The following is a 21,894-nucleotide window of genomic DNA, read 5'->3' as shown; positions in this document are numbered from 1 at the left end:
GCACCGGCAACTCCGGCGGCACCGGGGGCAGCGGCAACTCCGGGGGCACCGGCAACTCCGGCGGCGGCGGAGGCGTGGGCGGCAGCGGGTGCACCGGGAACTCCGGCAGCTCCGGCAGCTCCGGCGGCTGCGGTGGAACCGGTGGCTGCGGGGGCTGGGCGGGACCGGCGGCTGCGGGGGCGTGGGCGGGACCGGCGGCTGCGGGGGCGTGGGCGGGACCGGCGGCTGCGGGGGCGTGGGCGGGACCGGCGGCTGCGGGGGCGTGGGCGGGACCGGCGGCTTTGGGGGTTCCGGTTGTGGCAGCGGGACGGGCCACGGTTCCACCTCGTTGTGGAACGGACCCGGCATCTCGAATTCGTAGTCCTTGGGTGGATGCGGAATGCGCGAGCGCAACGCCCAATTCGGTGGCATGCGGCGGGGACGTGCCGGGTTCGGAGCCGACGGATGGTCGGGCGGCCTTGAATCACCGTCGCGGTTCGAACGGGCACCGCCCGATGACTCATCCGCACCGTCACGGTGCACGCCGGCACCGCGGTTCGACGAATCTTCGCCACCATCGCGCTCCCGGCGCTGCGTTTCCGCCGTGCGCTCGCCACCACCGCGAGCTGTCGGACCGGGCTCCCCTTGCTGCGGCGCACGATCCGCAGAGCGCTCCCGATCGGCTCGGCGCACCGCCTCTTCGAGCCGAGCCAGTTCATCCTCGGCATCGAACACCCGCCGGGCCGCGCGCTCGAGCCGCGCGAGCCGCTCCTGCCACGGCTGCTGCTCGTCCACCCGCATCGTCCGCCCACGCAAACCCTCGAGCGCGACATCCAACGCATCCCGCGTCAGATCCTCGTCGTTCACCGGCACACCACGACGAGCGTCCGCCAGCTCAGCGCGGGTGTCCGCCAATTCCTGCGCTGCCGCGTCCCGCTCTCCGGACAGACGTGCACGCGCCGCATCCGCCCGGGCAAGAGTCGGCGCTCCGGGTACGTGCAAAACTTGTTCGGGCGCAGTCATATTCGCGCGAGCCTCGACGGCTCGATCAGCCTGTTCAACTGCCTCGTTCAACCGGGAGAGTTCGTCCTCGGCGGCGAACACACGCCGGGCCGCGTGCTCGAGTTGCGCGAGCCGGTCCTGCCACGGACCCTGCCCGTCCACCCGCATCGTGCGCCCACGCAAACCCTCGAGCGCGTCATCCAACGCATCCCGCGTCAGATCCTCGTCGTTCACCAGCACACCACGACGAGCATCCGCGAGTTCAGCCCGCGCGTCGGCCAACTCCTCTGCGGCGGCGTTTTGCTGGGCGGACAAGCGTTCGAGTGCGGCTTCGGCCTCGACACGCGGCGACTCCTGCGCCGCAGTCTCCGATGGCGAACCCGCCCCATGAGTCCTATCGTCCAACTGCGGTTCGGCAGCTCGGGTGGCCTGATCCAGGGCCTCGTCCAATCGAGCCAATTCGGTGTCGGCAACGAACACGCGGCGGGCGGCGCGCTCCAGTTCCGCGACCCGCTCCTGCCACGGCCCTTGCTCGTCGACACGCATCGTGCGTCCGCGCAAACCATCGAGCGCGTCGTCCAACGCATCCCGTGTCAGATCCTCGTCGTTCACCGGCAGACCACGACGAGCGTCCGCCAGATCGGCGCGGGCGTCCGCCAGCTCCTGCGCTGCCGCGTCCCGTCGCGCGGACAAGCGCTGCGCGTCGGCGCGGACGGCACCGTGGAGAAGGTCGGTGAGGGCTGCGATGTCGTCGGCCCGCTGGACGACTTCCGCGCGCAGCTCGGCCTGTACCTCGGCGAGCTGGGTGGGGGTCAGTCGCTCGTTCTGGTCGAGTTTGCCGTCGCGGTAGACCTCGTAGACCTCGGCCCATCGTTCGGGGCTCGCGTCGGTGAGGTCCACACCGACCAGGCGTGCGAAGTCGCGGCTTGCGCCCCGGTCCGGACCGGGCGGGATGCCGGTCGCGCCGTCGAGCATGCCCAGGCGACCGGGGGCCTCGGTGAGGTGGGCGACGTCGCCGATGACGTCCAGCAGATGCCGGACGGCTTTGTCGTGCACCGGGAATTCGATGTCCGACACGCGCGGGTCGATCGCCCGATCGCCGTGTGCGCGCGGGTCGAACACGTCGGCGGCGGCGAGCGCGTCGGCGTAATCGGTGAGCGCGTCGACCAGGCTCGGATGCAGGTTCGGCCGCTGCGACAGATCGGCGATGACCTCGCCCAGCTGCGCGATGCCGGTGATCCGCACCGTTCCCGGCAGGGCGTCCAGACGCCGGATCAGCCGGTCGTCGGCGGCGGCGATCGCGTCCGGGTCCATGCCGCGCAACAGCTTCGCGTAGGCGACCAGTGCCTCGGCCCGCTGCCGGCGCAACGCGTTGCGGGTGGCCGGGTCCGCGATCGCCTCGGCGAGGCGCCGCGGTGTCATCTCCGCCGGGTCCAGGCCCAGCCGGTGCGCCAGAAGGTTTCGCGCGTCACCGACCTGATGGTAGGTGTCGATGTCCCACGCGGTGCGCGCGTAGTCGATGATCGCCTCGATCTGGCCCGCGCGGATCGCGTTCTCGTCACGCAGCGCCGCGAGCCGTGCGGCGAGCAGGTCCGGGGAACCCAGTTCCGCTTCGGTGATGCCGAGGCGCGCGGCGAGTTCGCCGATGTTCTGCCGCGACGACGGTTCCGGCGTCTCGGCCGGGAGATCGCCGGAGTCGCCGGAAGCGTCGGGCACGACGCGCCAGCCGTCGCCGTCGTCCACCACGGTGACATCCAGCCGGCGTCCCTCGACCGTACCGGTGAAGTGACGCACTCGCGTCGCCCCGCCGTCGACGATCGCGATTCGTTCCGGAGCGAAACCGCCCCCGGGCAGCGGACGGCCCGGCCGCACGTCGCTGACCAGATAGCGCACCTCGAGGATGCCCGCGTTCACCGCCTCCGCGAGGCGGGGATGCGCCGCGAGCGCGTCGGCGATGACGCGGTCGTGGTCGAGCCTGCCGTCCACGACCACCAGCCGCATCGGCCCGCCCGGCTCGCCGGGGACCAAGCCGAGCCCGGTGCCGTCCTCGAGCAGTACGCCGCCCTGCGCGAGCACCCACTCCCGCCCGGCCATATCGCCGATCAGTCCGGTGAGCTCGTCCGCCACGGCGTCGGCGCGCGCGAACGCCTCGGCGTCGGCGAGGAAGGCGGTGAGGCCGCGGGCGTGCTCGCGGATGCGGTCCATCTCCTCGGCGAGCGCGGCGGCCAGTTGATCCGGGTCGAGCGCGTGCAGATCGGCGCCGAGCAGCTGCGCCCACACCGAACGCTCGTCCTTGATCTGGTCGCGGCGCAGCGCGTTTTCGAAGAACGCGCGCAGACCCTGGTCCTGCCCCGGCTGATCGGTGTCGTAGAGATCGCCCCATTCGCGGCTCGGCTCGCCCCCGTTGTTGACGCCCTCCCAGTTCAGCATGGTGGGATTGCCGCCGAAGGCGCGCACGACCTCACCCAGGAACCGGTTCATCGGGTTGGCGTCGAAGAAGCCGATCTCGTCGCTGTAGGGAATCCGCTCGTGTTCGGCGTTGTACCGACGGGACGCCTCGGCGAGACCGGTGAGCGCGCCGATCCGGCGGACCTGCTGGTAGCGCAGCAGATCCGCGGCCCGGCGGACGTTCTCGGCGTTCGGTTCGCCGAGGTCGACACCGAGAGCATCGGCCGCGACGGCCAGCGCATCGGCCAGTTCCCGGCGCCGGGCCGACGCCTCGGAAAGCTCGTGCAGCCAGTCCGCGAGTTCGCCGGTGCTCCCGGGCAGTTCTTCACCCGGCCGCACCGGCGAATCCGGTGTGGCCTCCGGCGTCGCGCCGTCGGTCAGCTCCGGCCCGGCCTGCGCTGCCGCGAGCGCGCGGGCGGCGTCATCGGCCTGTCGCTTCAGCTCCTCGAGTTCGACGCCGAGTTCCCGGCGCACCAGCTCCGGATCTGCCTCCTCCAGCCAGTACCGGTACTCCTCGCCGTCGCGGGTGGTCGGTGTGCCGTACTCGGCGGCCCGGCCGGCGACCCGGGAGGTCAGGTGCTTCAGCAGCGGGACGAGTTCGCGCTTCCGCCACATGGTGACGGCTTCCTTGAGGATGCGGGCCGGATTGAACTTGGTTTGCAGCACGTCGTATTCGTCGCCCGGCGCGGGTGTCGGATCGTAGTGCTTGGTGAGCGGCAGCCCCGCTTCGTGGCCGAGCAGCGACTGGCCCGCGCTGTCGACGCCGGAGCCGGACGGGTACTTCGGATTCTGGCCACGGAATCCGGCCTTCAACGCCTCCCAGAGGCGGCGCAACCGCGACATCGGCCGCTCCGGTTGCCGTGGCGCGGGCACGGTCGTGTCCGCCGGCTCGGGCGCGTCCAGGCGTTCGGGCATCTCCACCCGCCAGCCGTCGTTCTCGTCGGCGACCAGCCGCGCGGGCACTCGCTCGTCGTCCACCTCGAGCGTGTAGCGGCGGGTCGCGCCCGGCTCGGGCGGCTGGCCGCCGGTCTGCCCGAGCGCGGCTTGGACCGCGTCGGCGAGGTCGGCGATGGCTTCCGCGTCGCGGCGCACGGCGGCGCGAGCCCGGGCTACCGTCGCGTCCGGATCGCGGTCGAGTTCCGCGGGATCGATGCGGAGCCGCCGCGCCCACGTGTCGCGGGTCGCCGTCACTTGCGCGCGCAGAGCGGGGTGGTCGGTGGCTCGGGCCCGCTCGGCCGCCGCGGCGAACGCTTCGACCATGCCCGCCAGCAACAGGTTTCGGTAACGCAGGTCGGCGACGGTCGCGCCGAGGTTCTCCGGCGACAGGTCGGCCTCGTCGAGACCGAAGCGGTGTGCGAGCCGGTCGCGGGTCCGCTCGATGGGTTCCAGGCGCGGGGCGCGGGACGCTGGGTCGGCGGACGCGTCCTCGGGATGGGCAGATCCCGGGGTCGAATGCCCGAGCGGGTTCGATTCTGCGTCATTCGAGTGCTGCTCGGCGGATCGGGGGGCGTGTGCGAGGGCGTCTTCCAGCCGGGCAACGTCGTCTTCGGCATCGAATACACGCCGGGCGGCGTGCTCGAGCTGCGTGATCCGCTCCTGCCACGGCTGCTGCTCGTCCACCCGCATCGTGCGCGAACGCAAACCCTCGAGCGCGTCATCCAACGCATCCCGCGTCAGATCCTCGTCGTTCACCGGCAGACCACGACGAGCATCCGCGAGGTCAGTCCGCGCGTCGGCCAACTCCCGCGCCGCCGCATCACGCTGGGTGGTGAGGTGTTCCCGCTCGACCGAAGCCGGACCAGCGGGATCGACGGAAGCGAGCCGACCATCGGCGGCGGGAAGGGGACCACGGTTCGTGGGTGCCGCGGACAGTCGCGGTGGATGCGGTTCCTCGATCGGCAGGCCCGCGCGGCTCAGGTCGTCGCGTACCGCGCGCAAGTCGTCCTCGGGCGCCTCGGCCAGCCAGAACTGTTCGTCGCCGTAGCGTTCCTCGCTGGTGAGGGGTTCGAAATCGTCCGGGTAGCGCATGCGGGGGCCGTCGGCGTCATCGAGGAAACCGCGCACCCTGGCCAGTTCGGCCAGTTCGGCCAGGGCCGCCAGCGGATCGCGCAGCACGGTGAACGTCTCGTCCAGACCCAGCGCCTCGGCCAACCGGCGGACGTGCTCGGCTTCGGCCTCGGTGAGCGGGTCGGCATCGCGCTGGTTGGGCCAATCGCGCTGTTCCCGAAGGAACTCGACCAAGTCGCGTACCGGATTCCCCGTGCGGCGGGGCCACTCGGGGCGTCCACCGGTCGGCGGCTGCGCGCCGACGGGCGGAGTAGGCGGCCCGGACGGCGGGTCGCCACCCACACCGTCGGCGGCTCGAGCCGCCTGCGCGCGAACATCGTCGGCCGCAGGCGAAAGTGATTCTCGCGCCACGTCTTTCGAGGACGTCTCGACCACATGATCGGCCTGCGCATGGGCTTCTTCCGACCGCGCCAGCTCGTCCTCGGCGGCGAATACACGCCGGGCGGCGTACTCGAGCTGCGCGAGCCGCTCCTGCCACGGCTGCTGCTCGTCCACCCGCCTCGTGCGCGAACGCAAACCCTCGAGCGCGTCATCCAACGCATCCCGCGTCAGATCCTCGTCGTTCACCGGCAGACCACGACGAGCATCCGCGAGTTCAGCCCGCGCGTTCGCCAATGCGCGCAGGGCGGTATCCCGCTGAGCGGACGGACGCGCAGGCTGGGCGACGGTCCCGGTAGGCGCCGGTCCCTCGGCCTCGCGGTCAGCGCCATGCGAACGGTCTCCGCCGCGTGCGGCACTTTCCATGACGGGTTCGCTGGCTGCGGGTGGCGCGGCCCGCGGGGTCGGATCGACCGAGTCGGTGGTGGATCCGGCGAGTTCGCGTTCGAGATCGGCCAGGCGATCCATGGCGCGGCGGTGGATGTCGTCCAGTTCGGCCAGCAGACGCGCGTGCAGTTCATCCAGTGCCCGGGCTTCGGGAGAGGTCTGCGTCGCGTCGTCCTGTCCGGCGGCGAGCCGGTCGAGCCGGGCGACGGCGGCGTCGAAGTGCTGATCGAGGTCCGCCGCGATCCCGTCCAGCTGAGCGAGTGTGTCGCCGAGCAGCTCGTCGAATCGCTGGTCGGTGCGCCGGGCCGCCTCGTCGAACTCCGTGCGGATGCGCTCGAGCGCCGCCTCGGCAGAATCCTCACTGCTGCTGCCGCGTCCCCTGTCGTCCGAGTCCTCGCGATTGCTTTCGAGTCCCGCCTCGCCTGAATCCTCTCGGCTGCGCCCGCGACCCGCCTCGGCCGAATCCCCACTGCTGCGCCCGGAACCTGCCTCGCCTGAATCCTCGCGAACGCGCCCGGAACTCCCCTCAGCCGAATCCGCACGGCTGCGCTCGGAACCCGCCTCGGCCGAGTCGTCGCGCACGCGCTCGTAACCCGCCGCGGCGGACTCCTCCGGTTGCGCGCCTTGGCGTGCCATGGCGGGCGATTCGGGCGGAGCTTCGGCTTCGGGGCGTACACCCTCTGTACCCAGCTGTGCGGACAGATCATCGAACCGCTGGGTGATCGCGTCTTCGAATTCGGCGAGGCGGTCGAGGGCGCGCTGCCGACTCCGGTCCAGGTCCGCACTCGCCCGGCGCAGCAGCTCATCGAGCTGCTGGTCGATTCGCTGATACAGCTCGTCGAGTTCGGCGAGCGCTCGGTGCGCATCGTCCCGCACGGACGGAGGCGGTCCGGCTTCATCCTGACGATCGGACCGCGCCCCAGGCTGTTCGGCTTCTGCCGACTGGTCTGGCTCGCTCTCCGGACGCGCCGCCTGCGGGTCGTCGGGCGCATCCTTCGCACTGGACTGGTCCGGACGTGCGGCGCTCGGGACAGCTCCCGATTCGACCTCAGGAGCCACAGGATCCGGCACAACCTGCTCGTCATCGCCCGGCTGGTCGGGATCGCCGGGTTCGCTCTGACGCGCGGCAGCCGGTGGGTCCTCCGGCGGCTTCTGCGCCCCACCATCGCCGCTCGGTTCCGGCGCCGGAGCCGCTGCCTCCTCCTCCGAGCGCGGTTGCCGCCCGGCGGGCGGGCGGGCGCCGCCATCGGCGGGACCACCGGTCGGCCCTTGGGGCGGAGTCGCGCCATGGGCGCCCCTGGCGGGCGGCAGGTAGCCGGGGTTGGGCGGAAGAGGAGCCGGAGCGTAGGGGATGCCCGCGCGCCATCCGGTCAACGGCGGGCGGTCGGCGTCCCAGTGGAAGCCGAGAGCGATCGCGTGGGCATTGGCCTGCTGCCAGCTCGCGCCGGGGTTGCCTACGAGGAAACGCGCCTCGGCGAGCATGTCGCCGAGCAGCACGAAGTCCTGCGGCAGTGGAGCGCCGTCGATCAGGCGGTTCCACGCCTCGGCGATATCGGCGAGGCGATCCATCGGTGTGTGCACGTATCGGCCGTGCGGATCGGCGTGGTCGCGCACCCGATGCTCGTCGACCATCAAGTGGTTCTTGATCTGCGCCAGTTCCTCGCGCGTGAACGTCGGCGCGTCGACGCGCATGTGCTCGGCGAGGGCCGCCGCTATCCGCTCGGGATCGCCTCCGCCCGCGAGCAGTTCGCGAATGTCCTCGACCGTGTCGCGGATCGCGTCGGCGTCGTCGGCGGCGAACCGGTCGGCGAGTTCCTCCGCGACCCGGTCGATCTCGTCGTGGATGCGCCGCAGCTGGGCGTCGACGTCACCGAGCGGGTCGATGCCCCGCTGCCGCTGGACCAGCTGCCGCGCGACGATGTCCACCACTTCGCGTGCGCGGGTTTCCCGCTCGGCGCGCTGATGGCGTTCGATGCCCTCGGTTATTCGGTCCAGGTCGGTGTCGTCGGCGAGGAAACGCTCGTATTCCGCGTTCGCCCAGTCTTGGACCCGTTGCCAGGCCGCGATGTCGCGGTCCCATTCGCTCCGCAAGTCCTCCGGGATGTCGACCCGGTCACCCGGCGGCACATGGTCGGCCGCGTTCCACGGCCGGTGCATCGGCTGGATGTTGCGCTGCGGCGGGGCGAACCATTCGTAATTGCGGAAGACCGTGCCGAACGGCGGCAAGTGCTGCAGCCACGGCCGTGCCAGCACCCACTCGCCGATCTCCGGGTGACGCTGGATCCACGCCCGCACCGCGGGATGCTTCGGCACCTGCGCCGCCATCAACAGCAGACGCACCACGTTGTACGAATCCGCGCCCCAGTGCTGACCGAACAGATCCTTGGGGTCCACGCCCGAGGTGTCGTACTGCGAAGGCGCCTGCGGCATGTGCACCGGGAGCGTGCTCTCCGGGATCTTTCCCGGCGGGACGTCGTCGGTGGGCAGCGTGATGTCGTTGACCACGTCCTCCATCGCCCACCCGCTCACGCCGTCCGGCGGGTCCTTCGGCGTGAATTTCTTGGGCAGCTCGCTGCGGTCGCGACCGAACTCCCAGTCCGGACGAGTCGGGTCGACGTGGTGCCAGACGCCGTCGGCGTCGCGCCAGGAGGTCATGTCCAGGCGTCGGCCGCCGATCCAGCCGGTGCTCAGGCGTTCGATCTCCGGCGGGTCGATGTCCGCCACCCGCACGTTGTCCGCGCGGTCGGCGAGGACGCGCCGGTATTCGACGGTGGTCTCCGGCCGCACGATCGCCTGCGCCACATCCGCGCTGCGGCGCAGGGCGTCGGCCAGTGCGGCGTCGTGGTCGGCGCGCGGCGCGGCCGGGTCGGGGCGGGGACCGAACACGATGACGCGCGGGCGCTCGCCGTCGACTATGCCGACTCGGTCGGTCACCATCCGGCCGCCATCGCGCTCGACGAGGTCGCGGTACGCGCCCGCCATCCTGACCATGTCGTCCTGAATGCGGCCGACGGCGTTGTGCGCGTCGTTCACTTGGCGCGCGACGGCGTCGAACGCGTCGATGTCGCGGCCGCGAACGGCGGCCTCCTCGGCGGAGAGCGTTCCGTCGGCGAGCCCGTCGCGGACGGTTGCGCGCAGGTCGGCCACGGTCCGGTCCAGCCGGTCCGGCTCACCGGCCGCCTGATCGACCCGCCCCTCCGCATCCAGCAGGCCGAGGCGGGCGGCGAGGTCGTCGCGCTCGTGCCGCAGCGGCTTGACCTCGCGCAGCGCGTCGGCTCGCTGCTGGGCCAGCTCTTCCAGCGCGTCGATCACGTCCTGCGGGCGGGATCGTTGCACGCCGACGCCCGCCCTGCGCAACTCGTCGATCCGCCGGTCCACCTGCTCGATCTGCTCGTCGAGCCGGTTGACCTCCTCGGCGGCCGCCGCGAGCTTCTCGATCACCCGCCTGCGATGCGCGAGCTCGAGCGGTTCGGGGGCGACCCGGTCGGTGTGCGGTGCGTCGTCGAGGCCGCCGATGTCATCGATCGTCCGGACGTTCGCCGCCTCGTACAGCCGCAGCACGGTGATCTCCAACTGATCCCCGCGCAACGCCGACTCGTCCAACGTGACGTTGTCACCCCAGAAGTCGGAGCGCGCGACCCGGTCGTCGCGCTTGGCCCGCCAGAACTCGCGTTCGCGGGTCAGCTTCTGACGCTGCTGGACGAGCCGGTCGTATTCGCCGATCGGGGTGGTGGACAGCTCCAGGTTCGTCAGTTCCGTCGCGAGCCGGGCGACTTCGGCGTCGGCGGCGGCGAAGTCCCGTGCGGCTCGTTCCAGCGCGTCGATCCGGGCGAGCCGTTGCGGCATCTCGGCGACCGGCATGGTGCGGCCGCGCAGGTCCTCCAGTGTGCGGTCCAGGCCGTCCGTGCCCGGCCTCAGGGCCGCCCAGTCGTCGGCGTCATCGATCGGGAGCTGTCGCGCGAGGTCCTCGCGCTGCCGCCGCAGGTCCTCCCGCAGGGCCTGCGCCCGCTCCAGTTCATCGGCCAGCCGGTCGTATTCCGCACGGGTCTCGGGCGACATCCGGTCGCGCGGGTCCTGGGACGCAGCGGCGTCGTCTGTCGACTCCTCCATGCCGCGCGGCGGTATGCCCGGCTCGGGGGTGGCGGCCGACGACACGAGGTCGGACCCCGCCGCGTCGCCTATCCGCGACTCCTCCGCACCGCGCGGCGGTGTACCCGCCGAAGGGGTAGCGATCGAGGGCGCGGGGTGCGTCCGTGCCGGTTCCGCAGAGGTTGATGTGCCCGGGCCCGAATCCGCGAGAGGCGCGGTTCCGATCGGCGAGTACAACCTGCGCAACCACTGCGCGCGGTCCTCCGCCATCCCGGCGTCCCATTCCGCCTGTTGCGCATGCAGTTCGGCCCATGGATCGTCCGGATCGGCGGCGGCGGCGCGCCGCGAACGATCCGCCTCCATGGCCGCCGACCACGCCTCGTTCTCCGCCTGCTCCAGGCGCAGCCACGCGGCGCGGTCGGCGGCCATGCGGGCGTCCCATTCCGCCTGTTCGGCGCGCAGCCGTGCCCACCGGTCGTCCGGGGCCGCGTCGGCCAATTCCCGCAACCAGGCAGCGTGGTCGGCGGCCATGTCCGCCTCCCAGTCGGCCTGTTCGATCCGCATCTGGAAGTACCAGTCCGATGGCGGGCCCGGCTCGTCGCCGGGTTCGTCCGCCGAAGGTGGTGCGGTGGGCGGCTTCCGGGCTCCGCCATCCCCGGAGGCCGGCTGCGCGGAGTCGACCGCGTGCTCGGTCTCTCGCGGACCGCGCGCGGTGGAGTCCGGCTCGGTCGCGGCGCGCGAAACGATCGGCACGACCCTGATGGCGCCGTCCGCGTCGACCCGCAACTCACGCGGCCGCGCACCCCGGTCCAGCGCCTGCGCCACCTCCGGATGCCGCGCCGCGGCATCGGCCAGCGCGCGAACGGAATCCGTGCCGCCGAGATTCACCACCAGAACCATCGGGGGCTCGCCCGCGAGTATGCCGACGCGATCGGTGATCGGCCGGGCATCGGCGCGCAGCAACGCGTCGCGTTCGAGGGCGGTCGCCATCGCGCGGTCCAAGCGCTCGACGCGCTCCTCGGCGCTCGCGAGGCGCTTTGGATCGCCCGCCGTGCGAGCGGCATCGCGTTCGCGTACGGCGTCCCGGTTCTCCGCGGCCAGCCGGTCCAGCACCGCCTGCCGCCGATCGGCTTCGGCGCGGCGGCCTTCGTCGGGGTCGGGGGGACGCGGTGGACCGAATCGCGGTGCGTTGCGCTCTGTTTCGCCCGTGCCGAGCGCGCGCTCGGCGTCGCGGCCGTCGCGCGATCCGAAGGACAGCCGGTCGGCCATTCGCCGCAGCCGGCTGCGTGGTTCGCGCCGGATCAGGTCGGCCCCGCCGTCGTCGAGCAGCTGGGCGATCCGCTTCATCAGCTTCTTCTCGCTGGCGTCGGACATGCCCTGGAACAGCATGGCCAAGGCGTCGTCGAGACCGCCGTCGCCGGTGGGTGCGGGCACGCGCCACCCGCCGTTGCCATCGGCCTCCAGCACGACGCCGAACGAGTAATCGGCGATCTCGATCCGGCCCAACGTGGTTTGCGGCCAGGACACGCCACGCCCGCCGCGCGGATCGGGCAGCGGCACCTGCCGGGTGGCCAGCCGGTGCGCGACCACCGCCGGATGGGGTTCACCGACTTCCGGCTCCGTGCGGAAATGCGTCAGCGCGTCGTACCGGAGCGTGCCCTTGTCCCGGCGGCCCTCGTAAGCCTCGTGCGCGTCCGCTTCGCGCTGGTCCTTCTTGGTGTGGAACATCTCGGGACCGAGCTGGCGCAGCCACGCCTCGAAGCCGAGCTGGGTCGAGCCGGCCAGCCGATAGCGCAGATAGTGCGCCAGGAACTGCTTCATAGTCTCGTAGCGGTCCGGCTCGCGATACGGCCCCTCCGCTACCTCGCGGTGCACCCAGCGGGTGCTGCCATCCGTGTCGCCCGGCTCGACGGCCAGGTACTCGAGCTGGTGCGTTCCGCTCCACAGCACGTCGGCGTATGCCGAATTGCGGACGGCCAATTCGCGCAACGCGTCGACGTGCCCGCCGCGCTGCGCCACGATGACGAGCCGATGTCCGCCCCGCTCGCCGGGGAACATCGCGATGCGTTCGGTCAGCCGGACACCCGCGGGATCGCGGTCGAGCAGGGCATTGATTGCCCGCCGCGCGGCCACCGAGTCGTCGAACTCGGCGGGCTCGGCGCGGGTGGACGTTGCCGGATCATCGGCCATCGGCCACGGTTGGTACCCGCGCAGGTTGTCCGCGCCGGAGCGAGCGACTTCCATCGAGATCTCGGCCTCGGGCAGGCCGACCTTGTCCACGTATCTGCGCAGCGCCGCCAGCCCGGCGTCCATCGCGCGACGTTCGGGTGGCACACCGTCGCCGGCCTGCGACGCCTTCCGGTATGCCCGGTCGTAGGCCTGGGTGTAGGCGGTCTCGGCGGGCCCCACGGGGACGAAGCGTCCCGATTCCCGCAACACGCGCAGCGTTTCGATCTCCACCGCGAAGTCACCGGTGCGCATCCGCCGCAGTGCGGGCGAGTCCGCCTTGTGCGGGTTGGCGGCGTGATCCAGTTCGGCGGCGGTGAATCCGTTGGCCCGGTCCCATGCCGCGGCGTAGTGGCGGGCGTAGTCGAGACCGTCGATCAGTGGCCCCTGCTCGACCAGCGCGGCGCGCACCGCACGCACCGCGGCCCGGAACGCCGCGGCGTCGAGCATCGCCCGCCGGACCGAGGAATTGCCGCGATACGCGCGCGCGGCGATCTTGCGTGCCTGCCCGCGCGCCTCGTCGAAAACCTGACGCAGCCGATCGTCGTGCTCGACGGTGCGCGGCTCGTCGGCAACGCGCTCCTGCTCGCTCCGGTACTTCGCGCGCTCCTCCCGTAGCCGGGTGAACTCGAACGCCCGGGCGTGCGCCTCGGCCTGGCGATCGAGCATCGCGCTGACGTACTCGTCGCGCGAGAGCGTGAACCGTTCCAGCGGGCCGTCACCCGCCCGGGTCGACTCGGCCATCGCCGCCGCGTGAACCATCGCTTCCGCGAACTCGAGCGTCGACGAGTCGAGATGCAGCACGATGCTGTCGGCGGAGGGGACGTATCCGGTGTCGGACCGCAGCACCTGCCTGCCGTCGCGGGCGGCCGGCAGGCCGTCGAAGGTGAACCGGACCGCGACGCCGAGCCGGTCGATGGTTCTCATCGCCCACCGGCCGACGGAATTGCCGTCGCCGAGCACCCGCTCGCCGCGCATGTTCAGGTATACGCGCAGGTTGTCGCCGTCCAGTTCGCGCATTACGCGGTCCAACCGGTCGGCTACCTGGTGGGCCGGTGCGGGCTCGTCACCGGCGGAACGGTCCGGCGCATGCCCGGCGTCGAGCTGCTCCGGACTCCGCTCGCGCAGCCAGCCGCCGTCTTCCTCCGACCAGACATCGGACGGATCGGTCTGTTCGCGCCGCAGCCGCACCGCGCCGGAGTCGTCGACCTCCACCCAGACCCGGTCGGCGACGACATCCTCGACCGCCAGAGTGTGCCGCAGTGACGTTTCGGGCGCCTCGTCGCCGGTCACCCGCGTGAACCGGTCGCCGGTCTCCGCGACGAACACCTTCGGCGGCGATCCGGGCAGCCACGCCACCCGGTCGGTGAGCCAGTAGCCACCGGCCTCGCGCACCTGCCGGTCCATCAGGTCGTGCCCGACGCGCGCCGCCAGCTCGAGGGCGACCTGGTCCCGCGCCGCGACCGCGCGCCCGCGATCGGCGGCGAGTTCGCTCAGCACCCGAACCTGCGTGTCGAACAACGACCGCCGCTGCTCGCCGAGCTCACCGCGCACGCGTGCGAGATCGCGCAGGTGCGCGAGCACCGCTGGACGATCCTGCGCCAGCGCCCGGCGATCCAGGACGTTGCGCTCGGGATCGAATCCGTCGAGCCCGCGGATCATTTCGTTCCACGCCGCGTCGATGCGGCCGATCTCCCTGGTGTGAGCCGCGTGCTTGCGAACGAGTTCCTGCGTGTCCCGCGCGGCCTCCGCGGTCGTGGGCCGGTACTCGTCGGCCGCGCGTTCGTGCTGCTGGGCGGCGTCCCAGTCGCGGCCGTGCCTGCTGCGCGCGCTGGTGCTCTCCTCAGCCGACCACGGCGCGTCGAACAGGTCACCGGCGAGCAGCGCGTCGACACCGGCCGCCCGTCCCGATTCGCGCAGCCGCTCGGCGTCCAGCGCCGGATCGGTCTCCGCCGCCCTCGCCACCGCCGCGTCGTAAGCGGCGAGATACTGCTCGCGCACCGCACGCTGGTAGTTCACCTCGACCGGCGCCAGCGCGGCCGGCCGGCCGGGGTATCCGGCGTCCTCCAGTTGACGGAGGAAATCCGCCTGTCTGCCGGTCGCCACGGCGTCGGCGCGCAACTGGGCCGCGACGTAGTCCTCGCGGGTCGTCGCGCGGATCCGGGCGGGCGTGACCTCCACCTCTCCGGCGCGGATCGCCTGGGTCAGCGCGGCCAGCCGCACGAGTTCGCCGGCCAGTTCCACCTGCCCGCGGTCATGGGTGTCGATCAGGATGTCCATGGTGCGGCGGTCGAAGGCGTCGGCCGCGCCGATCTCGTCACCGAGGTCGGCGAAGCGGACCCGAGCGCCCTGCGCCCGCAGCGTTTCCGCCGCCTCCCGCCCGACCGCGGAGTGCTCGAGCAGCTGCCACACCTCCGTCGCTGCGGTGTCGATCGGGGCCGGCTGCCACAAGTCTTCGGTACGGACGTCGGTATCGGTGTGCTCCGGCTGGTCGGCCGTGTGGTCCTGGTCGGCTGCCGGTTCCTGCCGGTGCTCGTCGATGCGCGGGGGTTCGGGATCGTCCGGCATCGACCGAGTGTCCGCGCCGGAGAACTCCGGCTCGGTGAAACGCGCTGTGGCTGCGGCATTCTCGCCGGACTCACCCGCCACGCGTACCTCGGTGAAGCCGTGCCCCGTGGCCAGCTCGCCGAGGAAGGTATCGAGCGCCGCTTCCTCGGGGGTGCGGTAGAGGTCCAGCCCTGCGGCGGCGACATCGCCGTCGCGGCGCCACTCGCCCCGGATCTCGGTCACCAGGTGCCCGAGTTCGTCCATCACGTCGCGGAACATGGTGGCGCGGTCGGCAGGTTCGGTCTTCGGATGCATGCGCAAGCGCAGCACGCCCTCGCTGTCGACGGTGGCGGTGACGCCGTAGTCGTCGGCACCGCGCGAGAAGTAGACCTTCTCGAACTCGCGGACCACGGTGTGAGCGTCGCCGCCGGGGGGCCTGGTGTAGTCCGGCGGCTCGGAAGGCGGCGGTGCGGGAGCGACGTCGCGCGCGTGTTCGCGCACCTGCGCCAACCGTTCCATGACCTGGTCGTGCCATCCGGCGCGGCCGTAGCGCTCGAACTCCGGCCGCAGCGCGGCGACCCGTTCGGTGAGGACGTCGACGGCTTCGCGGGTCAGCGCGTGGTCTCGATAACGGACGTTCCCGTGGTCGTCGCGGTCGAGGAATGCCTCGGCGAACGGGCTCACGGCATCGCGCGCCTCGGCGCTGTTCTCGAAGGAACGGCTGTGGTCGATACCGGCGAGCTGACGGTCCGGCCCGGCGAGCCAGCCGAAGCGATCCCGATCCGGAGGGCGCACGAGCGTGTCCAGCAGCCCGAGCGCGCGCCCGGGAAGCGAATCGGCGTAACCGAGTTCGTGCGGGTCGGCGAAGTCGCGATGCCGTTCTCCGGCCGGTTCACCCGCCATCACCTGCTGGTAGACGACGGTCGGCCGGTGCAGCACGGATTCGGGCACCGGAGCGTCGAGGGCGCGGCCGAGCACGCCGGTCAGCACCTCGGCCACGGCATGCCGCGGATCGACCACGATCTTGCGGATCAGTTCGGCGCCGTTGCCGAACCGGACCAGCTCGACTCGCCGGGCGCTGTGCACCGAATCGCCCTCGCGCAACACGGTCGCTTCGACCTCACCGGAGGCCAGCGCCTCCGCGACGACCTGGTCGAGCGAACGCGCGCCGTGCGCGGCATCCCAGGCGTCGCCGTAGAAATCGGCGCAGGTCTGCCCCGGGCCGACGAGCTGGGCGTCCATCAGCGGGCGCAGCGCCTCGAACGCGGCCTCGCGCGCGCGATCCTGGAGATCCTCCGGCCAGGCGTTCGGGTCGGCGGCTTCGGCGGCCGCGCGCGCGGCGTCGTACGCCTCGGTGTACACCCGCTCCAGTTCGGTTTCCGGGATGTCGTGGCGCGCCCGCAGTTCGGCGATCGCGGCGAATTCCATGAGCCGCGCCGCGGTCTCCAGGTCGAGCATCGCGCCGACGTACTCGCGGCGCGGGGCCTGCGCGCGAACTCGGGCGGCGTCGGGCATGTCCGGCGCGTGGGCCAGATCGGCGAGGGTGCCGCCGCGCACCAGCGCGAGCATCTGCTCGGTGTCGGTCAGACCGGGATCGAGGACCAGTCGCCGTTGCGCCGGATAGTAGCGATCCGGGGCTCCGGACCGGTACTCGATGCGCACCTGGTGCTCGGCCAGCGCCTGATCGATCTGGCTGCCGATCTCGGTCCCGGCCAATTCGGCACGCAGGCGTGCGGTCCGCTCGGCGGCCGCGGTCCCGGCCAGGTCGCGCGGCGTGACCTCGCCGACGGGGTCGCTCGGCGGGACCGGCTCGGGATCGCCGGCCGCTCGGACCAGCACCCGGCCGTAGTCGTCGATTTCCACCGCGAGGAATCGACGGTCGACGCCGTCGCGGCCGAGCAGCGCGGCCGCGAACGGGTCGCGTTCGGCCTCCCGCACGACCCGCTGGCGCTCACCGGCTTCCGCCGCGATCACCAATCGGTCCGGCTCACCCGGGACATACGCGACGTGGTCGGTGAGCACCCGGGCACCCGGCTCGCCGCGGACGGCCGCGCCGAGCACGCCACGCGCGGCCAGCGCGGCGAGACTGTGCCGCTGCCCCTCGAACCGGATACGGGTCTGATCCCGCAGATCCGCCAGGTCGGCGAGGACGCGCAGATCGTGGCGCCTGCGCCGCAGTCGAGCGCTGTGGCCGGTCGAGTCGAGCGCGGCCTCGGCCTCCCGCAGTGCCCGCTCGATCTCCGCGCGGGAGACGTCGCCTTCGCCGAAGACCGCCTCGGCCTGGCGGGCGAACTCCGCGGCAGCCTCCCGCGCCCGCAGCGCGGCGTCCTGCCGGTTCAGCGCACCCTGCCACAGTTCGTCCGCGGTGACCGGTGAGAACGAATGGTGCCTGCCCGCCTCCGCCGCACCGTCGCGGCCGATATTCGCCTCGTCCCAGATGTTCCCGTAGTAGTCGGCGTAGTTCTGCCCGTTGTTCCATTCGATACGGCCGAGCGGCTCGCGCAGCGCCGCGACGCCGAGGTCGTGGGCCTCGGCGCGGGTTCCCGCATTGTCCCAGCGCCGGTCGCCCATCTCCCGGTCGAACGCCTCCCGGTAGGGCCGCTCGAGCGGATGCTCCGCGATCTCGTAGCCGAGCTCCCGAAGTTCGGCCGCGAGCCGGAAGTGCCTGCCGCTGGCGGCGGCTTCCTCGTCGACCATCGCGTCGACGAACTCCTGGCGCGTCATCGCGCGGACGCGCTCGGGCGTATTCGCCGTAGTGCGCTGCAGATGGCGTTGCGCGTGCAGCGATTCGTGCGCCAGGGTCAGCGCCTGCTGCACGTGCGAGTTGCCCGAGGTGAAGGCCAGCGCCGCCAGCTCGCGGCGGCGGAATTCGCCGCTGCGCCCGTCCGGCGCGGTGTCCTCGAAGCGGGTGCGGATCGGGCCGTTGTCCAGGCTCGCCAGGATCTGTTTACCGAAGTCGGTCTGCCGGAGCAGGTCACGGACCTGATCGCCGGGGGTGTCCAGCACGAGACGGTCGTTGGTCGGCGCGTCGACGTCTCCGCTCGTCCCGGCCGGATTCCGCGCGTGGTGCAGCAGCAGGTCGTGCAGCACGCGCACCGGATCGCCTGCCGGGCCCTCGCCCAGCTCATCGCGCAGCACGACCTCGGCGAACGCTTCGGCCACTGCCTCGTGATCGTTGAGCAGGCCGTCGTCGTCCAAGCTGTATCCGCTGAGTTCCCGCAGCCAGGCGCCGAAATCGGCGTCGGGGTCCGCGGCGGCCCGCTCCAACAGCAGGCTCTCCGCACGCATCCGGGCGGCCAGACCGCCCGCGTGGTCGAGCGCGTGACCGTATTCGTGTACCGCCACGGCATAGGCCGGCCGCCGCAGCATCATCGGCTCGAGCTGGCCGTTACTCACGGCGTTGTGCACCGCGGCGCGGAAGTCCCGCGCGCTCGTCGCATGGTCGTAGCTGAAGACGATCGCTCTGGTGAACACCGCCTTCGTGACGTCGTCGATCTGCCCGTCGGCCCAGCCGAGCTCACCCTTCTTCAGTTCGCCGATGCCGACACCGCGCAGGTCGACGTGCGGGAACCGCTGGTACATGTCGGACACGGCCCTGGCGAATTCCCGCACCACCTCGGGGTCGAGGCCGGGCAGGTCGAAGCCGAACACCTCGAATCCGGGTGCGTCCATGGCCGAACGCAGCAATTCTTGCAGCCGCTCGCCGACCTCCCGCGGATTCAGCCGCGACCACTCGTCCGCTGCCGGAGCGCCGAGCAGCTCGGTGCCGGGCAGGTCCGCGGGGATGTCCTCGGGCGCACGCGCCGCGGGCGAGGACTCGTCGGCCATCCGGTCCCGGCCGACGCGCGGGTGGTCGCCCTCGCCGGTCGGCCGATCGCCGCCGGGGAGCCGATCGCCCGCCGAAAGTTCCGGTCTGCCCGGTGTGAGCCGATCGATGAACCTGCCGAACCTGCTGCGCGGTTGACCGCGATCCGACAGGTCCGCCGTGCCGTCGTTGAGCAGTTCGACGATCCTGGCGACCAGCTTCTTCCGATCGGTGGCTGCCAAACCCTGCAAATGCGTGGCCAGGATGTCGGAATTCGATCCGGTCGACACCGGTGCGGGCACCCGCCAGCCGCCGTTGCCGTCGGGTTCCAGGTGGATGCTCAGATGCGTCGACCCGACCTGGAGGATCTCCAGCTGATGATGCGCCGGGCGCCGGATGCCCGCGTCGCTCGGCAACGGGATCCGGCGGGTGTACAACCGGTGGGCGACCTCGGCCGGATGCGGCGGCGCAGGCGGCGGGTCGGCGGCGGCCGCCGTGCGGAAGCCCGCCTCGTGGAAGCCCTCGATCAACCTGCCCGGCACATGCCACCCCTGGCGCCGGGTGCCGCGGGCCTTCGCGGCGTCCTCGGAGGTGTAGAACGCCTCCGGGCCGAGCTGTTTCAGCCACTCGTCGAAGCCGAGCCGGGTCCGGCCCTCCGCCCGGTAGCGCAGATAGTGCGCCAGCAGCTGCGTGCGCGCCTCGTCCGTGCTCGGGTGGCGGTACTGCCCCTCCGCCGCCGTGACCGTGATGTGGTGCGTGGTCGGCAGGCCACCGGCTCCGCGCACGGCGGTGCGGTAGTCCAGATAGTGCGAACGGTCCCAGAGCACATCGGCGAGTTCCGGATGACTCGCCGCCAGTTCGCGCAGGGCGTCGAGATGCCGACCGGGCTCGGCGACGACCACCAGGCGCGGTCGCCGCCCCGGCTCCGAGTCGGCCGGATACCGCGCGACGCGGTCGGTGAGCCGTTCCGGCCGAGGCTCGCTGTCGAATTCCTGGTCGAGGACGCGGCGCGCGAGGTCGGCGTCCTCGGGGCCGTCGATCTCGCGGTTCGGTGCGCCGGAGTCGCGCGCGATCCCGTCCTCGGGCGCCTTCGGATGACCCCACCGGGACTCGCCGTGGTTGCCCGCGGCACGGACGACGTCGAGCGCGATCTCGGCTTTGTCCAGTCCGACCCGGTCGAGATAGCGGCGTATCGCCTCGCGCCCCGCCCGGTAGGCGACCTCCTCCGGCGGCGGCGCCGCCGGATTGCCGCCGGTGTGCCTTGTCCGCCTTGGGATATGCCTTGTCGTACGCCTCGGTGTACGCGCGTTCGGCCGGGCTCACCGGGACGTACTCGCCGAGATCACGCAGCTCACGCAGGAATTCGAGTTCCAGCGCGATGTCCCTGGCGCGGACGCGGGTGTCCGGGCGCGGCGCCGGGGCGCCGGTGTCGGCGGCACGACCGGTCGGCACGATGCCATGCGCGCGATCCCATGCCGCGCCGAAGTGGTCACCGTAGCTGCGCCAGTCGACCATCGGGCCGAGGTTGTTCAGCTGGCTGCGCACCGCGCGCACACCGGCGCGGAAAGCGGCCCGGTGGTAGAGCGGATAGGACCGGACGACGCCGGACTTCCAGTACGTCTTCTCCGCGTACTTCAGCGCGTCGTCGTATGCCTCGGCGTAGGCGCGTTCCAGGTCGTCGACACCGATCCGGTCCAGATCGATTTTGCCGGTGAAATCCGCGTCGCCCGCGTACATCAGGGCGTACGCCTCGGCCATCCGATCCAGCATCAGCTCGACGTACTCGTCGCGGGACATGGTCAGCCGGGCGAGCGGTTCGCCCGCGGCCGCGCTCACCTGCTCGGCCAGTCGCGCCGCGCGGATCAGTTCCGCGGCGTGCCGGTCGGCTCCACAGTCGGATTCCAGCACGACGGTATTGGTGACCGGGTCGTAGCCCGCGGCCGGACGCAGTCCGTATCGGCCGCTGTCCAGCCGGACGATGCTCGCGTCGGACTCGCTGGTGAACCGGATGTCCACGCCGAGCCGTCCGAGCATGTCGGCCGCCCATTTGCCCTGATCGCTGCCGTGCAGTGCGCGCGTTGCCCGGTCCAGCAGCGTGCCCGCGTGCTCGGTGATCGTCAGCGGGTGCGTCTGCTCGGTCCGGCGTCGAGGCGGATCGGCCGGCGCGTCCGTCGCGGGCGCTTCGGCGGATTCCCGCAATACGACGCCGGATTCGTCGAGCCGTACCCGGATCCCGGTGGGTGGCCGATCACCGGCGCGGGCGGCGCGATCCGCCAGGTCCCGCTCGACGACGTCCGTGATCTCGCCGAGCAGCCGGGCCTGGTTCGCGGTAGCCCGCGCGTGCTGCGCGGTCAGTTCCGCGAGCAGCAGCACGTAGCTGGTGCCGTTCCAGATGTCGATGCGCTCGGACCGTTCCCGGAACAGGTCGAGGATTTCCTGCCGACTCGACGGGATCTCGTCGTCGGGCAGGTTGTAGACGTTCTTCAACCGCCGGAACGCGCGATCCCAGTCCGCCTCGACGCGCGTCACCTCGCGCCTGGCGGCCGACTCCGCCCGCTGTAGCCGCTCCAGTTCGCGGGCCGTGGCCAGATCGGAGGGTGCGTATTCCTCCGCGCCGTCGAGTGTGCGCCGGCGCTGCGCCGCGTCCCACTCCGCACCCGCTTCGCGCCGACCGCTCAACCCGTCGCGTGGGTCCTCCCGCGCGTCGAACCGCTGATCGGCCAGCAGTTCCTCCACGCCCGCCGCGCGCCGTCGTGCCAGATCCGGTGGTTCGGGTCGCGAACCCGCCTCGAGCACGTGGCGCAGTTGCGCGTCCGTTCCGGCCAGCACCTCCTCGAGGTCGATGACCCGCAGCGCCGCTCGCTCCAACTCCGAGAGCCGGTCCTGCCAGGCGCGCACCTGATCGACACGCGTGGTGCGACCGTGCAGGCGCTCCAGCGTGTCGGCCAGCGCGGCACGGTCGCGCA

General features: G+C 72.0%; 1 protein-coding gene and 1 pseudogene. One reads left to right on the top strand and one right to left on the bottom strand.

Going from position 1 to position 21,894, the window contains the following annotated elements; all coding sequences use genetic code 11:
• Window positions 1-19,830 (bottom strand): annotated as a pseudogene (locus tag ON27_RS43465) (hypothetical protein); the annotation flags it as partial.
• 556 nt (window positions 19,831-20,386) lie between these two features.
• Here ON27_RS43465 and ON27_RS40310 point away from each other — a divergent pair.
• On the top strand, window positions 20,387-21,490 hold the full coding sequence (locus ON27_RS40310; RefSeq protein ID WP_051047255.1) for a hypothetical protein: 1,104 nt from the start codon (window positions 20,387-20,389) through the stop codon (window positions 21,488-21,490).
• Window positions 21,491-21,894: the final 404 nt, after the last annotated feature.

This window comes from Nocardia asiatica NBRC 100129 (assembly GCF_000308415.1).
Lineage (GTDB): Bacteria > Actinomycetota > Actinomycetes > Mycobacteriales > Mycobacteriaceae > Nocardia > Nocardia asiatica.
Note: the sequence above shows the minus strand (reverse complement) of the source record. Positions and strands in the feature narration are given on the sequence as shown.

What these genes read in the sequence shown, in the direction of transcription:
- ON27_RS40310 (WP_051047255.1), top strand. Translation starts at nt 20,387, where the DNA reads ATGCGCGCGATCCCATGCCGCGCCGAAGTGGTCACCGTAGCTGCGCCA.